This is a genomic window from Jannaschia sp. R86511, from assembly GCF_042466345.1.
Classification (GTDB): Bacteria; Actinomycetota; Actinomycetes; order Actinomycetales; family JBBAYJ01; genus Aquipuribacter.
Map to the genome: position 1 here is coordinate 272953 of NZ_JAXHCD010000001.1, position 16850 is coordinate 289802.

Genomic DNA, 16850 nt, shown 5'->3' on the forward strand with positions numbered 1-16850 from the left:
ACTTCCACGCCGACGGCTCACCGCAGCAGCTCCGGGGTCACCCACTCCTCGCCCAGCACGTGGTGGGCCAGGAACGCGAAGACGGTGGCGTACCAGACCGTCGAGTGGTTGGGGGTGAGGATCCAGTGGTTCTCGTCCGGGAAGTACAGGAACTTGTGGGGCAGGTTGCCGTCGGCGTCGGTGTCCTTGCTGGTCAGGTCCCACCACAGCCGCAGCGCCTCGCCGATCGGCACCCGGTAGTCCTTGTCGCCGTGGATGACCAGCGTGGGCGTCACCCACCGGGCCAGGGAGCGGTGCGGCGAGTGCTCCTCGGTCATGGTCTGGCTCATCTCGCGGCTCCAGTAGTGCGCGACGTCGGTTGTGGCCGCGAACTGGTCGAGCGCGTACAGCGAGGCGTGGGTGACGATGGCGCGGAACCGGTCGGTGTGACCGCCGACCCAGTTGGCCATGTAGCCGCCGAACGACCCGCCCAGGGCCGCCGTCCGGGTGCCGTCGACGTCGTCGCGGGCCGTGGTGACGTCGGTGACGGCGAGCAGGTCGGTGTAGGGCGCGTCGCCCCAGCGGCCCCAGCCCCGACGGACGAAGTCGGTGCCGTAGCCGGTCGACAGGGCCGGGTCCGGCAGCAGGACCGCGTAGCCGCGGGACACGGCCAGCCACGGGTTCCAGCGCCAGCTCCACGCGTTCCAGGACCCGAGCGGGCCGCCGTGGATCCACAGCAGCAGCGGCGCGGGCGAGCCCGGACCGGCTCCGTCCGGCAGGCACAGCCAGGCCCGCAGCGCGGTGCCGTCCTCGGCGGTGGCGGTGACCTCCTCCACGCGGCCGGGCACGACGGGCTCGGGCACGGGGCCCCGCAGCGTGGTCGGGTGCTGGTGCGGCGTCACCGGGTCCAGCCGCACGGGCGTGGGGGGCGAGGCCACGGCGGAGCGCATGGCGTACAGGTGCCGACCGTCCGGGCTGACGCACGGGTCGGAGTAGGCGGCGTCGTCACCGGTCAGCTGGGTGACCTCGCCCGAGGCGACCTCGACGCGGAACAGCGGCGCCCGGCCGTCGGAGTCCGCGTGCACGACCAGGGCCTGCCCGTCCGGGGTCCAGGTCGGGCGCCCGGACCAGCGGTCCCAGCCGGGTGCGACCAGGCGAGCCTCGACCTCGCCGTCCCCCTCGTCCGGCCGGGGCAGCGGCGCCACGGCCAGGGCGTACCCGCCCGGGTCGTCGGGGGTCGAGCGGGTGTAGACCTGCAGCGCGACCTGGCGGCCGTCGGGCGAGATGCGCGGGTCCTCGTACTCGTGGTCGACGTCGGCCAGCAGCGTGCGACGCGCCCCGGTGGCCAGGTCCACCGACACGAGGGTCATCCGGGCGCTGGCCCGGCCCTCGACGACCTCCCACGTCGCCACCGCGGTCCGGCCGTCGGCGGTCACGTCGAGGCTGGTGTGGTGCAGCGCGTGGCCGGTGTGACCCGTCACCTGCCGCAGCTCGAGGTCGGGGTCGGTCGCGACGTCACCGTCCAGCCTGCCCGTCAGCAGGCGCGGGCCGCCCGGGCCCAGGTCGTGGTCCCAGTAGCGCACCGGGTACTGCTCGTGCAGGACGGCGGTCACCTTGGCGTCGGTGCGGGCCTTGCGGCGCTCGGCGTCGGAGTCGGCGTCGTCACCGGACCCCGGCAGCGCGTCGGTCAGCAGCACGACGTCGCCGGAGCCCGGGGCCACCACCAGGCCGGTGAGCCCGCCGGGCCGGCTGGCCACGACCCGCGCCTCGCCCCCGCCGGGCGGCAGCGCCCACAGCGCCCCGCGGGTCGAGTCGTCGCCCTCGGGCACGTCCGGGTCCGGGCGCGTTGAGGTGAACAGGAGGGTGCCGTCGGGCGTGAACGCGCCCAGCTGCTCGCCCTTGGCCGAGCGGGTGAGCCGGCGCGCGGGCCGCTGCCCGGTGGGGTCGACCTCCCACAGCGCGGTGACGAACCGGTTGGCGTCCGGGTTGAGGGTCTGCAGACCGGTCACCAGCCGGGTGCCGTCCGGGGACAGCGCCAGACCGCCCGCACGGGGCAGCGCCTGGAACGCGTCCAGGTCGGCGAAGGGGCTGGTGGGGGCCTCGGTGGGGTCGGCGTCGCTCACGCCCGGCATGGTGCCACGGTCCCCGGACAGCGCCCGGCGACCCCGGCCCGAGGCCGCCGCGGACGCCGCCGCGGACCCGTCAGGGCGCGGGCTCGACCGTCGCCGGCCCGGTCGGCTCGTCGACCGGCTCGGGGGCGATCGCGGAGGCGGTCCGGCGTTGGAAGGTGACCTGCTCGCTGCCGATGCCGGCCACGGTGATCTCGTCGACCGCGACCAGGGTCCCGTCGGCGGGGTCGAAGCGCAGGATGGACATGTCCAGCGGGGTCGCCGCGTCGTCGGCGCCGTCGAACGTGCGCAGCCCGGCGCCGCCCGAGGACCCCTGCGTCAGCTCCAGCGTGCCGTCGACCCGCTGCTCGCCACGACGGTGCACGTGCCCGTCGAGGACCAGCGGCACCACCCCGTGCAGCGGTCCGGCCATGGGCGGCTCGTGGACCAGGGCCACGTCCACGTCGCGACCCCGGACGGCGTCGGCCAGGTCCTGCCCCGTCTGCACCAGCAGCTCCTCCTGCGCGGCCGACGCCTCCGCCACCTGGCGGACCGGGGTGAAGCGGGGGTCGCCGACGCCGGCCAGCCGCAGCCCGGCCACCTCGACCACCTCGGGCCCGTCGAGCACGACCACGTTGGGCAGGGACTGCATGAACAGCTGCGTCCGGGACGAGTCGTGGTTGCCCCGCACCCACACGTAGGGCACGCCCAGCCGGCTGACGGGGGTGATCAACGGGCTCTCGACGGTGCTGCCGAGGTCGGTGGAGTCGCCGGTGTCCAGGACCGCCGCGACGTCGAACTGGTCGACCATGGCCGCCATCACCCGATAGGCGGCGGGGTTGTTGTGCACGTCGGACACCCAGAGCACGGCCGTCGTGTCGGGGCCGGGGACCTCCGGCAGGTCGCCGAGCGCGCCGTACAGCTGGGCGACGTTGCCGGTCAGCTCCGTCAGCCGCGCGCCATAGCTGTCCACGGCGGTGCGGGCCTGCGACACGCCGCCCACCAGCTCCGGCGCCTGGGCTAGCAGCCCCTCGAACTGCGGCTCGTCCAGCGCGCGGGAGGAGAACGTGGCCGCCGCCACGCCGCTGCAGACCAGCATCGCCGCGGCCGCCGCCGCGGTGCCGGCCACGACCTCCCGGAGCCGGCGGAACACCAGCGCCGTGGCCAGCGCCGCCCCGAGCAGGGCCACGACGACCGACCGGACGGCGAGCCGCACGACCCCGTCCTGGATGTCGGCGGCGAACGTCGCCGACGTCGGGACCACACCGCCGCGCACGATGTCCGACACCGCGGCCACGTCGACGTTGCGGACGTCGGCCCGCAGCCGCAGCGGACCGGCGTGGGTGGCCATCGACAGCCGGCCCACCGGGGGGACCGCGACCTCGGTGCCGCCGGAGGGGCTGAGCACCACCGACAGCTCGGTCTCCACCGGCCCGACCGAGGCCTGCACGTCGCCCAGGGTCACCAGCGCGGCCGCGGCCGCGGCGAGGGCCACGAGCAGCACCGCCGCCGCGTGCGACAACCGGCGCGGCCGCCCGCGACGGCGGGGCGCCCCGTCCACCTCGGGCGCCCCGTCGGCCCCGTCGGCCCCCTGGGCCCCGTCGGCCCCGTCGGCCCCGTCGGCCCCGTCGGCCCCGTCGGCGTGGCGGGTGTCGTCCGGACCGGGCTGCTCGCTCACCGGTCCCGCTCGCCCAGCCGGCCGAGCATGGCGTTGTACGCGGCCAGGTCGGCCTCGCCGTCACGGTCGGCCTTGCGGTCGCTCCGACGGGCCTCGCGGGCGTCGTCGGTCACCCAGCGGACCGCGACCAGGACGGCGAGCGCGATGGTCGGCACCTCACCGATGCCCCAGGCGATGGCCGCGCCGTACTGCTGGTCGGTCAGCGGGTCCGCGCCCCAGCCCCGGTCGGCGAACACGGTGTCGAACCAGCCCGGCTGCAGCACCGTGGTGCTGCCCATCAGCGTGACGCCGAAGAACGCGTGGAACGCCATGGTCGCGAACAGGATGAGCAGGCGCAGCGGGTACGGCGTCGGCCGGACCCCCGGGTCGGTGCCGATCAGCGACCAGACGAACAGGTACCCGGTGAGCAGGAAGTGCACGTGCATGGCCTCGTGGCCGTAGTGCGTGCGCAGCGCCAGGCCGAACAGCGGCGAGTAGTAGAAGACCATCAGGCTGCCCGTGAACAGCGCCGCCGCGGTCACCGGGTGGGTGAGCACGCGCGAGACCCGGGAGTGCAGGCCGCGCAGCAGCCACTCGCGCGGGCCCAGCGAGCCGTCCCGGCGCGGGGCGAGGGCGCGCAGCGCCAGGGTGATCGGCGCGGCCGGGACCAGCAGCAGCGGCGCCACCATGCTCATGGTCATGTGCTGCACCATGTGGGTGCTGAACAGCACCCGGCCGTAGGCGGCGAGCCCGGAGCTGGTCACCAGCAGCACGACCACCAGGCCGGACAGCCACAGCAGGGTCCGCCACAGCGGCCAGCGGTCCCCGCGCGCGTGCAGCCGGCGCACGCCGAGCAGGTAGGCCGCCGCCAGACCGGCCACGACCACGACCCACAGCAGGTCGGGCCGCCACTCGGTGAGCAGGCGGGTCAGGGTCTGCTCCGGCGGCATCTCGAAGCCGATCAGCACCTCGCCCGGGGTCCAGTCCGGCGGGGAGTCGGTGTCCGAGACCGGGGGCGCCGTGCCCGACACCGCGACGGCGACGCCGACGGTGGCGGCCATCACGGCCAGCTCGACGGCGACCAGGCGCCAGAACGGCCCGGCAGCTCCCGAGGCCAGCCGGGGCACGGTCCGGCGCCGGTGCCACCAGCCCATGACCACCAGCACGGCGACCAACGCGGTCTTGGCCACCAGCAGCAGGCCGTAGCGCGATCCCAGGTCGGCCGGGGTGGCCAGCCGGGTGGCGGCGTTGAGCACCCCCGAGACCGACACGACCACCACGGCGGCGAGGGCCAGGCCGGAGAAGCGGTGCACCACCCGCTGGAGCTGCTCGCCGTGCAGCACGGGCCGCAGCAGCACCAGGGTCAGCAGGCCCCCGGCCCACACCCCCAGGCCCAGCAGGTGCAGCCCCATCGCGGTGACGGCCGTCTCGTGGTCCTCCGCGCCGCCGGAGTGCCCGGACAGCGCCAGCGGCAGCAGGCCCGCCAGGGCCAGCACGGCGGCCGTCGCCGTGCCGCGCGGCCCGGTGGAGGCCGCGGCGACGGTGGCCACCAGGCCGGCCAGCACCACGGTGGCCAGCAACGACTGGCCGACCTCGAACCCGGTGACGAAGCTGCCGAGCTCGGCCCCGAAGGCGGGGTCGGTGGGCGTCGTGCCGGAGACGCTGGCGTAGGTCAGGACCAGCACCGCGATCGCGGCCAGCGTCCACACGACGGCCGCACCGGTGGCCACGCGGAGCGTACGGGCGGCGGCCGGGGTGCCGAACGGGACGGCGACGGCGGCGAGCACCAGCGAGCCCACCGTCAGCAGGACGGCCAGGTCGTGCACCGCCTCCGCGGCCGGCAGCCCCCAGCGCACGGCCGCGCCGGGGTCGGCGAGCAGCGTGCTCGCCCGCGGGGCCAGCACGACGGCCGCGACGACCGCGACGATCACCGCGGCGCCCGTGGTCAGCACCGGCCAGACCGGCCGCCCGGACGGGGCGCCGCCGGCCGCCGCGGACGGGCGGGCCGACACCGGGCTGGTCACCACCGGCGCAGCCCTCGGGGCGCCGGCACGACCACGCGGATGGACCTCACGCGACAACGGTACGGGCTGGCCCGTGGCCGGGACGTCTCGGGCGGGCGTATAGTTGCATGGTGCACACACGTGAGACGGCGGACCCTTCGCCCCCCGCCCGCACCGCTCCCGCCGCCGGGCCGTGCGGCCCAGGTGCGGGCGGTCCGGCTGGGGCGGGCGGTCCCGACGACGTCGGCATGCAGCTCGTGCGGCTGCGCAAGTCGATGGAGGCGTTCCGGGCGCGGGTGCTGGAGGTCGGGGGGCACGGCCTGGAGGGCTCCGGCCTGGCCGTGCTCTACCACCTGACCTCGGCCGGCCCGCTGCGGACCTCCGCCCTGGCCGAGCGGCTCGGCCTGGACCCGTCCACGACCTCCCGCCACGTCGCCGGGCTCGAGCGCAGCGGCCACCTGGAGCGGGTGCCGGACCCCGACGACGGCCGCGCGTTCCTGCTGCGGGCCACGAGCCGCGGGACGCTCGCCTTCGAGGAGACCCGCCGGCTGCGCAACGAGCTGGTCGCGCTCGTGCTGCGCGACTGGTCGCCCGACGAGGTCGCCGGGTTCGCCGACGTCCTCCGCCGCTTCAACGACGCGGTCGCCGACCTCGACGTCGCCCAGCACGTCCCCTCGAGGAAGGACCGCGCATGAGCGCGACGCCGCACGAGCCCCCCGCCGACACCGCCGCGGCCGCCCCGGAGGCCCCCGCCGTGCCCCGGCTCAGCCAGCGCCAGATCTACGCCATCTTCGGCGGGCTGATCGCGGGCATGTTCCTGGCCGCGCTGGACCAGACCATCGTGGCCACGTCCATCCGCACCATCGCCGACGACCTGCAGGGCCTGTCGCTGCAGGCCTGGGCCACCACGGCGTACCTGATCACGGCGACCATCTCGACGCCGCTGTACGGCAAGCTCAGCGACCTGTACGGCCGCAAGCCGTTGTTCTCGACCGCCATCACGGTCTTCGTCGTCGGCTCGGTGCTGTGCGCGTTCGCGACCTCGATGGTCGAGCTGGCCGCGTTCCGCGCCGTGCAGGGCCTGGGCGCGGGCGGGCTGTTCTCGCTGGCGCTGGCCATCGTCGGCGACATCGTGCCGCCGCGGGAGCGTGCCCGGTACCAGGGCTTCTTCCTCGCCGTGTTCGGCACCGCGAGCGTGCTGGGCCCGGTGGTCGGCGGGTTCTTCGCCGGCGCCGACGAGCTGGCCGGGATCACCGGCTGGCGCTGGGTGTTCCTGGTCAACGTCCCGATCGGGATCATCGCGTTCGTCGTGGTGCAGCGCGTCCTCAACATCCCGCACACCCGCCGGCCGCACCGCATCGACTGGCCTGGCGCCCTGCTGCTCGCCGGGGGCCTGGTGCCGCTGCTGGTGCTGGCCGAGCAGGGCCGCGAGTGGGGCTGGACGTCCCCGGCGGCCCTGGCCACGGGGATCGGCGGCGTGGTCGTCCTGGTCCTGTTCGTCCTGGCCGAGAGGCGCTTCGGTGACGACGCGCTGCTGCCGCTGCGGCTGTTCCGCATCCGCACGTTCGCCGTGGCGACGCTGTCCAGCCTGGTCATCGGCATCGCGATGTTCGGCGGGCTGGCGTCGCTGCCGCTGTACCTGCAGATCGTCAAGGGGCAGAGCCCGACGGTCGCGGGGCTCTCGCTGCTCCCGCTGACCCTCGGCATCATGATCAGCTCGATCACGTCGGGGCAGCTGATCAGCCGGACCGGGCGCTACAAGCTGTTCCCGCTGGTGGGCACGGCGCTGCTGGTCGTCGCGTTCGTGCTGTTCGCCCAGGTGACCGCCACGACGCCGCTGTGGCAGACGTCGGTGGTGATGCTGCTGTTCGGCCTCGGCCTGGGCGGCAACCTGCAGCCCATCGTGCTGGCGGTGCAGAACGCGGTCCCGCCGACCGACATCGGGGTCGCGACCAGCTCGGCCACGTTCTTCCGCCAGATGGGCGGCACGCTGGGCACCGCGGTGTTCCTGTCGATCCTGTTCGGCGGGGTCGGGGCCCGGATCGCCGACCGGTTCGCGACGGCGTTCGGCGACCCCCGGTTCCAGGCCACGGTCACCGATCCGCAGGTGCTCGCCGACCCGGCCAACGCGGCCGTCGTCGACCAGCTCGCGCAGGCCCAGGCCGCGATCGAGGCCGGCGGCACGCCCGTCATCGACGGCACCGGCGTGCTGGACGACTCGTCGTTCCTGTCGACGCTCGACCCGGTCCTCGCCGCACCGTTCCAGGCCGGGTTCGCCGACGCCATGCAGGTCGTGTTCTGGATCGCCGCGGGCATCACCCTGCTCGGCCTGATGGTCATCAGCCTGCTGCCGGAGGTGCCGCTGCGGACCCGTTCGGCCATGGAGGAACGGGAGGACGCCGTCGCGGCGGCCGCCGAACAGGGACAGACCGGGCAGCGGTAGCAGCCGCAACACGATCGACACGTCGGAGCTCTTCCCGAACGGTCGTTCGCCCCATAGGGTCCGACGATCAGGTTGCGGAACGTGACCGCTTGGCCCGATCGGGCGAGTGGGTGCGGCTCCGCGTTCGACTTCCCGGGTCGCTGCCGCACCCCCTCCCGAAGGGCTCCCGAATGCTCCGTCCCACCCATCCCTCCGCCAGCAGACGGCGAGGTGTCCGGGCCCTCGGCCTGCTCGCCGCTGCCGCCCTGATCGGCACCATCAGCCCGATGGCCGCCAACGCCTCCTCGGTCGACGACGACCCGCGGGCGGGCCTGGCCCCCGGCCTGTTCGACGCCGCCACCGCCTCGGACAGCCTCGAGCTGCTCTCGACCCAGCCCAAGCCCGCGGGCGTGGACAACACCAACTCCGACCTGGCGTTCTCCGGCGACTACGTCTACAGCGGCAACTACAACGGCGTGAACATCTACGACGTGTCCGACCCGGCCAACCCGGTGCTGGACACGTCCGTGCTGTGCCCGGGCAACCAGAACGACATCTCGGTCTACGGCGACCTGCTGATCCTGTCGGTCGAGGCCACGTCCGGCCGGATCGACTGCAAGACGACCGCCGAGCTGCCCGGCGGCTCCGCGAACCCGCAGAACGTGTTCCGCGGCATCCGCATCTTCGACATCTCCGACCGGACCAACCCGGTCAACATCGCCGAGGTGCAGACCTGCAAGGGCTCGCACACCCACACCATCGTGGGCGAGAAGGACGGCGACCTGTACGTCTACGGCTCCGGCACCGCCGGCGTCCGCAGCGCCGCCGAGCTGGCCCGCTGCTCGGCCGCGAGCTCGCTGCTCGACCCCGACACGGCCAACTTCGCCATCGACATCATCAAGATCCCGCTGGACGACCCGGCCTCGGCGGAGTGGGTCGACAACGCCCGGATCTTCTCCACCTGCGGCTCCAGCGCCTGCGAGGACCAGCACGCCTCGGGCGCGCTCAACGGCTTCCCGCTGTCCAACCCCCAGCCCCGAGTCGACGAGGGCATCCAGGCCCCCGGCGGCCAGTCCGCGTCGCAGGTCGTCACCTGCCACGACCTGACCTCCTACGCGGCCAAGGGCGTCACCGCCGGCGCCTGCCAGGGTGCGGGCCTCCTGCTCGACACCAGCGACCCGGCCAACCCGGTCCGCATGGACGCCGTCGTCGACCCGAACTTCGCCTACTGGCACTCGGCCACGTTCAACAACGACGGCACCAAGGTCATCTTCACCGACGAGTGGGGCGGCGGCGGCGCCGCTCGCTGCACCCCGACCTCGAACATCCTCGGCGGGACCCGCGACACCCCCACCAACTGGGGCGCCAACGCGCTGTTCGACATCGAGGGCACCGACGAGGCCCCCACGATGGAGCTCGCCAGCTACTTCAAGATCCCGAACATCCAGAGCGGCCAGGAGAACTGCGTCGCGCACAACGGCTCGCTGATCCCCGTCCCGGGCCGCGACATCATGGTCCAGGCCTGGTACCAGGGCGGCACCACGGTGTTCGACTTCACCGACTCGGCCAACCCGGTCGAGATCGCCTACTTCGACCGCGGCCCCATCGCCGGTGACCGGCTGGTCTCCGGGGGCTACTGGTCCTCCTACTGGTACAACGGCACGATCTTCGGCAACGAGATCGCCCGTGGCTTCGACTCGCTCGACATCACCGAGAGCGACCACCTGAACGCGGTCGAGATCGCGGCGGCCAAGCAGGTCGTCACGGACGAGTCCAACGTCCAGGCCCAGGCCGAGATCGTCTGGCCCGCCACCTTCACCACGGTGCGCGCCTGGCAGTCCGCCGCCAACCGTCAGGACGAGCTGGCGCCGAACGTCGACGCCAACCTGACCAAGTTCATCGACCGCGCCGAGCGCTTCAGCACGGGCCCGCAGTCCCGCGCGGCAGCGAACAACCTGCGCGCCACCGCGCGCCAGCTCGGTGACAGCGACGTGGAGGACGGCCTCGAGGCCGCCCTGCTCGAGCTGGCCGACGAGCTCGGCTGACCCACCCCGCACCCGCACCACGAGGAAGGCCCCCACCACCCGGTGGGGGCCTTCCCGCGTTCCCGGGTCGGCGTCCGCGCCGCTCCAGCGCGCCCCCACGCGCCCCCGCGCACCAGCGGCACCAGCGCCCCTGTGGCCCCAGCGCGCCTGTGAAGCGCGTGAGATCGACCTGACGACGGCGACACGCCGGGCGGGCACCGTCGTTGGACCGATCTCACCGCTCACCGCCGGGCGCCGAGGGCCGGACGCCCGGCCGCGGCCGGAACCGACGCAACGGCACACGGCGTCGGATAGACCGACGCAGAGTGCCGTTGCGTCGAAACGGAACGGGGGGTCAGGTCCAGGCGAGGGCGTACCCCGGGTCCTCCAGGACGCGGGCTACGTCGGCGAGGTAGCGGCTGCCGAGCTCGCCGTCGATCATGCGGTGGTCGAAGGACACGGCCAAGGTCATGACGTCGCGCGGCACGACCTGCTCGTCGGCGCCCGTGCCGACCACCCACGGCATCCGGCGCACCTGGCCGCAGGCCAGGATCAGGCCGGTGCCCGGCGGCAGGATCGGGGTGCCGCCGTCGACACCGAACACCCCGACGTTGGTGACGGTCAGGGTGCCGCCCGCCTGCTGGGCCGGCTGCAGCCGACCCGCGCGCGCCGTGTCGACCAGCTCGCCGATCGCGCCGGCCAGGCCGGCCAGGTCGTGGGCGTCGGCGCGCTCGACCACGGGCACGACGAGGCCCCGCTCGGTCGCGGCGGCGAAGCCCAGGTTGACCTGGCCGTGGACGACGATCTCCTGCGCGACCTCGTCCCAGGACACGTTGACGGTGGGGTGCCGCCGGGCGGCCAGGCACATGGCCCGGGCGACCAGCGTGAACGGGCTGAGCCGGACGTCACGCATGGCTCGGTCGGCCTTGAGCCGCTCGAGCAGGCGGACGGAGGCGGTGACGTCGACCTGCACCCACTCGGTGACGTGCGGCGCGGTGAACGCCGAGGCCACCATCGCCGCGGCGGTGTGCTTGCGGACGCCCTTGACGGGGATGCGGGTGGTGACGCGCTCGGCTCCCACGCCTCCGGCGGCGCCGGTGCCGGGCGTGCCGGTCGGGCTGCCGGTCGTGCCGTCCGGTGCGTCGGGCCCGTCGTCAGGGCCCCCTGCGCCCGCCGCGGCGGCCTCGACGTCGGCGCGGCTGACGACCCCGCCGGGTCCGGTCGGGGTGACGGTGCCGAGGTCGACGCCAAGGTCCTTGGCGAGCTTGCGCACCGGAGGCTTGGCCAGCACCTTGACGGGCCGACCCGCGTCGTCCGTGGCCGACGAGACCACCGGCGCGGCGGTGACCGGCGCGTCCTCCGCCGACGCGGCGGAGCCGGGCGGCGCGGACCCGGCGACGGCGCGGCGGGCCCGGCGGCGGGTGGCTCCCGCCGCCGGGCCGTAGCCGACCAGCACCGCGGTGCGCCCCGCGCCGGCCGCGGCCTGGGTGCTGGGGTGGGCGGCCGTGACCGCGCTGGGCCCGACCGGGGCACCGGTGTCGTCGGCGGGGGCCGCGTCACCGACCGCGGGCTCGCCCTCCCCCTCGTCCTGCCCGGCGGCCGGGTGCGCGTCCGCCGCCGGACCGGCCCCTGCAGCGGCGCCGGCTCCGGGACCGCTCGGAGCGGCGTCGCCCTCAGAGGTCCGCACGGCCAGGATCGGCGTGCCGACGGCCACGGTCTCGCCCTCGGCCGCCATCAGCTCCACGACCGTGCCGGCGAACGGGCAGGGCAGCTCGACCAGCGACTTGGCCGTCTCGACCTCGACGACGACGTCGTTGACGTCGACGACGTCACCGACCGCCACCCGCCAGGTGACGACCTCGGCCTCGGTCAGACCCTCGCCCGCGTCGGGCATGCGGTAGTGCTCGACGGTGCCGGTGGCACCGGTGCTCTGGACGCTCACGGCGTCGCTCCTCTCCTCGACCCGCGCGTCAGTGCGCGAGCACCCGGTCGACCGCGTCCAGGACGCGGTCGAGGTCGGGCAGGTACTCGTCCTCGATCTTGGCGGCCGGGTAGGGGGCGGAGAAACCGCCGACCCTGAGCACCGGCGCCTCGAGGTGGTAGAAGCAGCCCTCCTGGATCCGGGCGGCGAGCTCGGCACCGAGGCCGAGGGTCAGCGGGGCCTCGTGCACCACGACGGCGCGACCGGTGCGACGCACCGAGTCCATCACCGTGGGCAGGTCAAGGGGCGACAGGCTGCGCAGGTCCACGACCTCGACGTCCGCCGTCCCGTCCGCCGCGGCCGCCTCGGCCGCCGCGAGGCAGGTCCGGACCATCGGCCCGTAGCAGAGCATCGTGACGTCGGCGCCGGAACGGACCACGCGAGCGGTGTTGAAGGGCCGCGGCGCGTCGTCGTCCGCGCGCAGCACCGCCCCCTCGGGCACGTCTCCCTTGTCCCAGTAGCGCCGCTTCGGCTCGAGGAACACGACCGGGTCCGGGCAGGCGATGGCCTGCTGGATCATCCAGAAGGCGTCCTCCGGCGTCGACGGGCTGACCACGCGCAGGCCGCCGGTGTGGACGAAGTACGTCTCCGGGGACTCCGAGTGGTGCTCGACCGCGCCGATGCCGCCGCCGTAGGGGATCCGCACCACGACGGGCAGGCGGACGTGCCCGGCGGAGCGGTTCCCCATCTTGGCCAGCTGCGTGACGATCTGGTCGAAGGCGGGGAACACGAAGCCGTCGAACTGCATCTCGACCACGGGGCGGTAGCCGCGCATGGCCAGGCCGACCGCGGTGCCGACGATGCCCGACTCCGCCAGCGGCGTGTCGATGACGCGGTCCTCGCCGAAGTCCTTCTGCAGCCCGTCGGTGACCCGGAACACCCCGCCCAGGGCGCCGATGTCCTCGCCCATGAGGACGACCTTGGGGTCGTGGTCCATGGCCGCCCGCAGACCGCGGTTGATGGCCTTGCCCAGGCTGGTGCTGCTCATGCGTGCGCCCCCTCGGCGTCGTCGACGAACCCGGCGCGGTAGGCGAGGTACTCCTCGCGCTCGGCGTCCAGCACGGCGTGCGGGCCGGCGTAGACGTCGTCGAACATCGACTCCGGCGCGGGGTCGGGCAGGGCCCGGCAGGCGGTGCGCAGCTCCTTGGCGATCTCGCCCGCCTCGGCCTCGACCTCGGCGAAGAACGCCTCGTCCGCCGCGCCCTTGCGGGCCAGGTAGGCCTTGACGCGGGCGATCGGGTCCTTGAGCTTCCACTCCTCCAGCTCGGCCGCGATGCGGTAGCGGCTCGGGTCGTCGGAGGTGGTGTGGGCGCCCATCCGGTAGGTGTACGCCTCGACGAAGGTCGGCCCGCCCCCGGAGCGGGCCCGCTCCAGCGCGGCGCGGGTCACGGCCAGGGTGGCCAGCACGTCGTTGCCGTCCACCCGCACGCCCGGGATGCCGAAGCCGGAGGACCGCTTGTACAGCGGCACCCGGGTCTGGCGGGTGTTGGGCTCGGAGATGGCCCACTGGTTGTTCTGGCAGAAGAACACGACCGGGGCGTTGTAGACGGCCGAGAACACCAGCGCCTCGCTGACGTCGCCCTGGCTGGTGGCGCCGTCGCCCAGGTAGGCGATGACCGCGGCGTCGCGGTCGGGCTCACCGGTGCCGACGGCGTGGTCGCGCTGGATGCCCATCGCGTACCCGGTCGCGTGCAGGGTCTGGGAGCCGATGACGATCGTGTACAGCGCGAAGTTGTGCTCGGCCGGGTCCCAGCCGCCCAGGCTGGCCCCGCGGTACAGGCCCAGCAGGGTCCTGGGCGGCACGCCACGGCACCAGGCCACGCCGTGCTCGCGGTAGGTCGGGTAGGCGAAGTCCTGCCGGCGCAGGGCGCGCCCGCTGCCGACCTGTGCGGCCTCCTGACCCAGCAGGCTGGCCCACAGGCCCAGCTCGCCCTGCCGCTGCAGGGCCGTGGCCTCGGCGTCGAAGCGCCGCACCACGACCATGTCGCGGTACATGCCGCGCAGGTCGTCGTCGGTGACGTCCTCGACGTGGCGGGCGTACTCGGCGGTGGCGCCGGTGGGGTCGGGCCGCTCCCCCTCGGGGGTGAGCATCTGGATCATGGTGTCGGCCGGGCTGTCGATCTGGGGGTCGGGGTCGACGTGGTGCGCCCGATCGGGGCTGCCAGCCGGTCCGACGACGGTGTCGGGCACGTGTACCTCCTCGCCTCGGCGGGGGATCACCCCGCCTCGCCGACCCGGGACGACACGTGCCGTGAAGCCGCCGGAGCCCGAGGGATCGGCCCCGGGCAGTGCAGACCTTACCCATCGACGACGGCGGGTCGAGCCCTGCCGCCCCGACCGGGTCAGCCCCTGCCGCCGCCCTTGCCCTTGTCGTTCCCCTTGCCCTTGTCGCTGCCCTTGCCGTCGCCCTTGCCGTCGCCCTTGCCCTTGCCGTCGCCCTTGCCGTCGCCCTTGCGCTGGTCCTTGCGGTCGTCCTCGCGCTGCTCCCCGTCGCGGCCCCGGTCGGCGCGCCCCTCACGAGGGGCGGAGGTGGGGGCCTCGGCCTTGGGCTCGGGCTTGGGCTTGGGCTTGCGGTTCTCCGTGCCGCGGCCGCGGTCGTCCTTCTTACCGCGGTCGGCGGAACGGTCCGGGCCGGCCGTGGGCCGGACGGTGGGCTTGGGGTCGGGCGAGGTGGTGGGCCGCGGCGCGGTGGTCGGACCCGGGTCGGGGGCCACGGTGGGCCGCGGCGGGGCCGGCGGCTCGGGGGCGGCGGTCGGACCGGGCTCGGCCGGCGGCGCACCGGTCCCGGGCGCCGGGGTCTCGGCGGGCGGCGTCGGCTCGACCGGCGGCGTGGTCTCCGTGGGCGGCGCCGGCTCGGGGGAACCGGCCTCGATCGGCTCGGTCGGGCTGCTGGTCGGGGTGTCCGTCGGGGTGTCCGTCGGGGTGCTGGTCGGGGTCTCGGTCGGCGTCGCGGTGGGCGTCGCGTCGGTCGGCGCGGCCGGGTCCGTGGGGGCGTCGGTGCTGCTGGGCTCGGCGGCCGTGGGCTCGGTGCCGGTGGAGCCGTCCACGACCAGGACCAGGTCGGGCAGCGCGGCCACGACGACGTCGATGACCTCGACGTCCTGGGGCAGCGGCGAGGGCAGCGTCGAGGGCAGGGCGGAGGGACCGGCCGACGGCTCGACCGAGGGTGCGGCGGCGAGCGCGGCCTGCTCGGCCTCGACGCGCTCCTGCTCGGCCGCGGCGGCGACGGCAGCCACGCGCTCGGGGGTGAAGCCCACGTCCTCCAGGGCCGGCGCACGCACCGTGGCGGCCGCGGTGGGGATCTGCCCGCCGCTGGCCACGACCGAGGGCGTGTAGGCGGACCACCCGACGATGGCGACGGAGGCGACCGAGGCGGTGGACACGGCGCCGAGGGCGATGGTGGCGACGACGAACGACGCTCCCTGGCTGATGCTCATGGTCCCCTCCTCCGTGGTCTGGTCCTGCTGCGGTGCGGCCGGCTGATCGTGCCCCACCGGGGGCGGTACTGCTGCACCGAAGACGGTATCGGCCAGAAGGTCCGGTTTCTTTAGCCCGAACCGGTAGGGAACTGTGGGTGATCGGACGGGACCGGCCTCGTCACGGGGCGAAGGGTCCTACCGTGCCGATGAGCAGGTCGTTCGCCTCCCGCTCGCCGATCGAGCAGCGCACGCCCTCGCCCGCGAACCCACGCACGGTGACGCCGGCGGCCTCGCACGCCGCGACGACGTCACCCGTCCGGTCCCCCGCCGCGAGCCAGACGAAGTTGCCCTGCGGCTCGGGGACGTCCCAGCCGACCTCGGCCAGTCCCGCCCGGACCCGCTCGCGCTCGACCACGAGCTCCGCCACCCGGTCGAGCAGCTCCGCCTCGGCGTCCAGCGACGCCACGGCCGCCGCCTGGGCGGGGCCCGAGACCCCGAAGGGCACGGCGGTGGTGCGCAGCGCGTCGGCCACGACGGGGTGGGCCAGGGCGTAGCCGACCCGCAGCGACGCCAGACCGTAGGCCTTGGAGAAGGTGCGCAGCACGACGAGGTTGGGGTGCTCGGCCAGCAGGGCCGGGCCGTGGACCGCGTCGGGGTCCCGGACGAACTCGGTGTAGGCCTCGTCCAGGACGACCACCACGTCCTCGGGGACCCGGGCGAGCAGCTCCCGCAGCTCCTGCTCGTGCACGGCGGGACCGGTCGGGTTGTTGGGGCTGCACACCAGCAGCAGGCGGGTCCGCTCGGTGACGGCGGCCGCCATGGCCGGCAGGTCGTGGCGGGCCCGGTCGTCCAGCGGGACCCGGACCGCGGTGGCGCCGCTGACGCCGACGACGATGGGGTAGGCCTCGAACGAGCGCCAGGCGAAGACCACCTCGTCGCCGACCTCGCAGGTGGCCTGCACGACCTGACCGAGCACCCCGACGCTGCCCGTCCCGCAGACCACCTGCTCCGGCGCGAGGCCGTGCCGCTCGGCGAGCCGGTGGACCAGACCCGTGGCGAACATGTCGGGGTAGCGGTTGATGTCGCGGTCGGCGTCGGCGAGCACGGCCAGCACCGACGGCAGCGGCGGGTACGGGTTCTCGTTGGACGACAGCTTGAACGACGGGCCGTCCCCGGCCGCGGGCGCCCGGCCGGGCCGGTACGCGGGCAGGGCGGACAGGGCGGCGCGCAGTCGCGGTGTGGTGGGCACGGCCCGAC

At 74.8% G+C, this 16850-nt stretch carries 11 protein-coding genes; 3 read left to right on the plus strand and 8 right to left on the minus strand.

The genetic code is table 11. The features are described 5' to 3' along the window. Positions 1 to 17 precede the first annotated feature (17 nt). From SJY06_RS01340 to SJY06_RS01350, 3 genes are all read right to left on the minus strand, one after another. Positions 18 to 2102, minus strand: a complete 2085-nt coding sequence (locus SJY06_RS01340; RefSeq protein ID WP_380163857.1) for an alpha/beta fold hydrolase — start codon at positions 2100 to 2102, stop codon at positions 18 to 20. Between the two features lie 79 nt (positions 2103 to 2181). Beyond that, positions 2182 to 3765, minus strand: coding sequence for a metallophosphoesterase (locus SJY06_RS01345; protein ID WP_380163859.1), 1584 nt, complete (start codon positions 3763 to 3765; stop codon positions 2182 to 2184). Further along, a complete protein-coding gene (locus tag SJY06_RS01350; protein WP_380163861.1) occupies positions 3762 to 5771 on the minus strand; it encodes a cytochrome c oxidase assembly protein in 2010 nt (669 codons plus the stop codon). The genes SJY06_RS01345 and SJY06_RS01350 overlap by 4 nt, the downstream gene beginning before the upstream one ends. A 224-nt stretch (positions 5772 to 5995) precedes the next feature. On the opposite strand from SJY06_RS01350, the gene SJY06_RS01355 reads away from it, so the two are divergent. From SJY06_RS01355 to SJY06_RS01365, 3 genes are all read left to right on the plus strand, one after another. After that, positions 5996 to 6442 (plus strand): MarR family winged helix-turn-helix transcriptional regulator, encoded by a 447-nt coding sequence (locus SJY06_RS01355; protein ID WP_380163863.1) that lies wholly within the window; start codon positions 5996 to 5998, stop codon positions 6440 to 6442. Beyond that, a complete protein-coding gene (locus SJY06_RS01360) occupies positions 6439 to 8190 on the plus strand; it encodes an MDR family MFS transporter (RefSeq protein WP_380163865.1) in 1752 nt (583 codons plus the stop codon). The genes SJY06_RS01355 and SJY06_RS01360 overlap by 4 nt, the downstream gene beginning before the upstream one ends. Positions 8191 to 8456: 266 nt before the next feature. Then, positions 8457 to 10214 carry an LVIVD repeat-containing protein gene (locus SJY06_RS01365; RefSeq protein WP_380163867.1) on the plus strand — a complete coding sequence of 586 codons (1758 nt, stop codon included), beginning with the start codon at positions 8457 to 8459 and terminating at the stop codon, positions 10212 to 10214. 334 nt (positions 10215 to 10548) lie between these two features. Here SJY06_RS01365 and SJY06_RS01370 read toward each other — a convergent pair whose 3' ends face one another. The 5 genes from SJY06_RS01370 to hisC all read right to left on the minus strand — a co-directional run bounded on the left by SJY06_RS01370 (position 10549) and on the right by hisC (position 16842). Beyond that, entirely contained in the window at positions 10549 to 12135 is a 1587-nt protein-coding gene (locus SJY06_RS01370; RefSeq protein WP_380163869.1) for a dihydrolipoamide acetyltransferase family protein, read from the minus strand. A gap of 28 nt (positions 12136 to 12163) precedes the next feature. Then, positions 12164 to 13162: an alpha-ketoacid dehydrogenase subunit beta gene (locus tag SJY06_RS01375; RefSeq protein WP_380163871.1), complete on the minus strand. Its 999-nt coding sequence runs from the start codon at positions 13160 to 13162 to the stop codon at positions 12164 to 12166. Then, positions 13159 to 14364, minus strand: a complete 1206-nt coding sequence (gene pdhA, locus SJY06_RS01380; protein ID WP_380163873.1) for a pyruvate dehydrogenase (acetyl-transferring) E1 component subunit alpha — start codon at positions 14362 to 14364, stop codon at positions 13159 to 13161. Before pdhA ends, SJY06_RS01375 begins: the two co-directional genes overlap by 4 nt. A gap of 152 nt (positions 14365 to 14516) precedes the next feature. After that, on the minus strand, positions 14517 to 15611 hold the full coding sequence (locus SJY06_RS01385) for a hypothetical protein (RefSeq protein ID WP_380163875.1): 1095 nt from the start codon (positions 15609 to 15611) through the stop codon (positions 14517 to 14519). A gap of 160 nt (positions 15612 to 15771) precedes the next feature. Further along, entirely contained in the window at positions 15772 to 16842 is a 1071-nt protein-coding gene (gene hisC / locus SJY06_RS01390) for a histidinol-phosphate transaminase (RefSeq protein WP_380163877.1), read from the minus strand. Positions 16843 to 16850 lie beyond the last annotated feature (8 nt).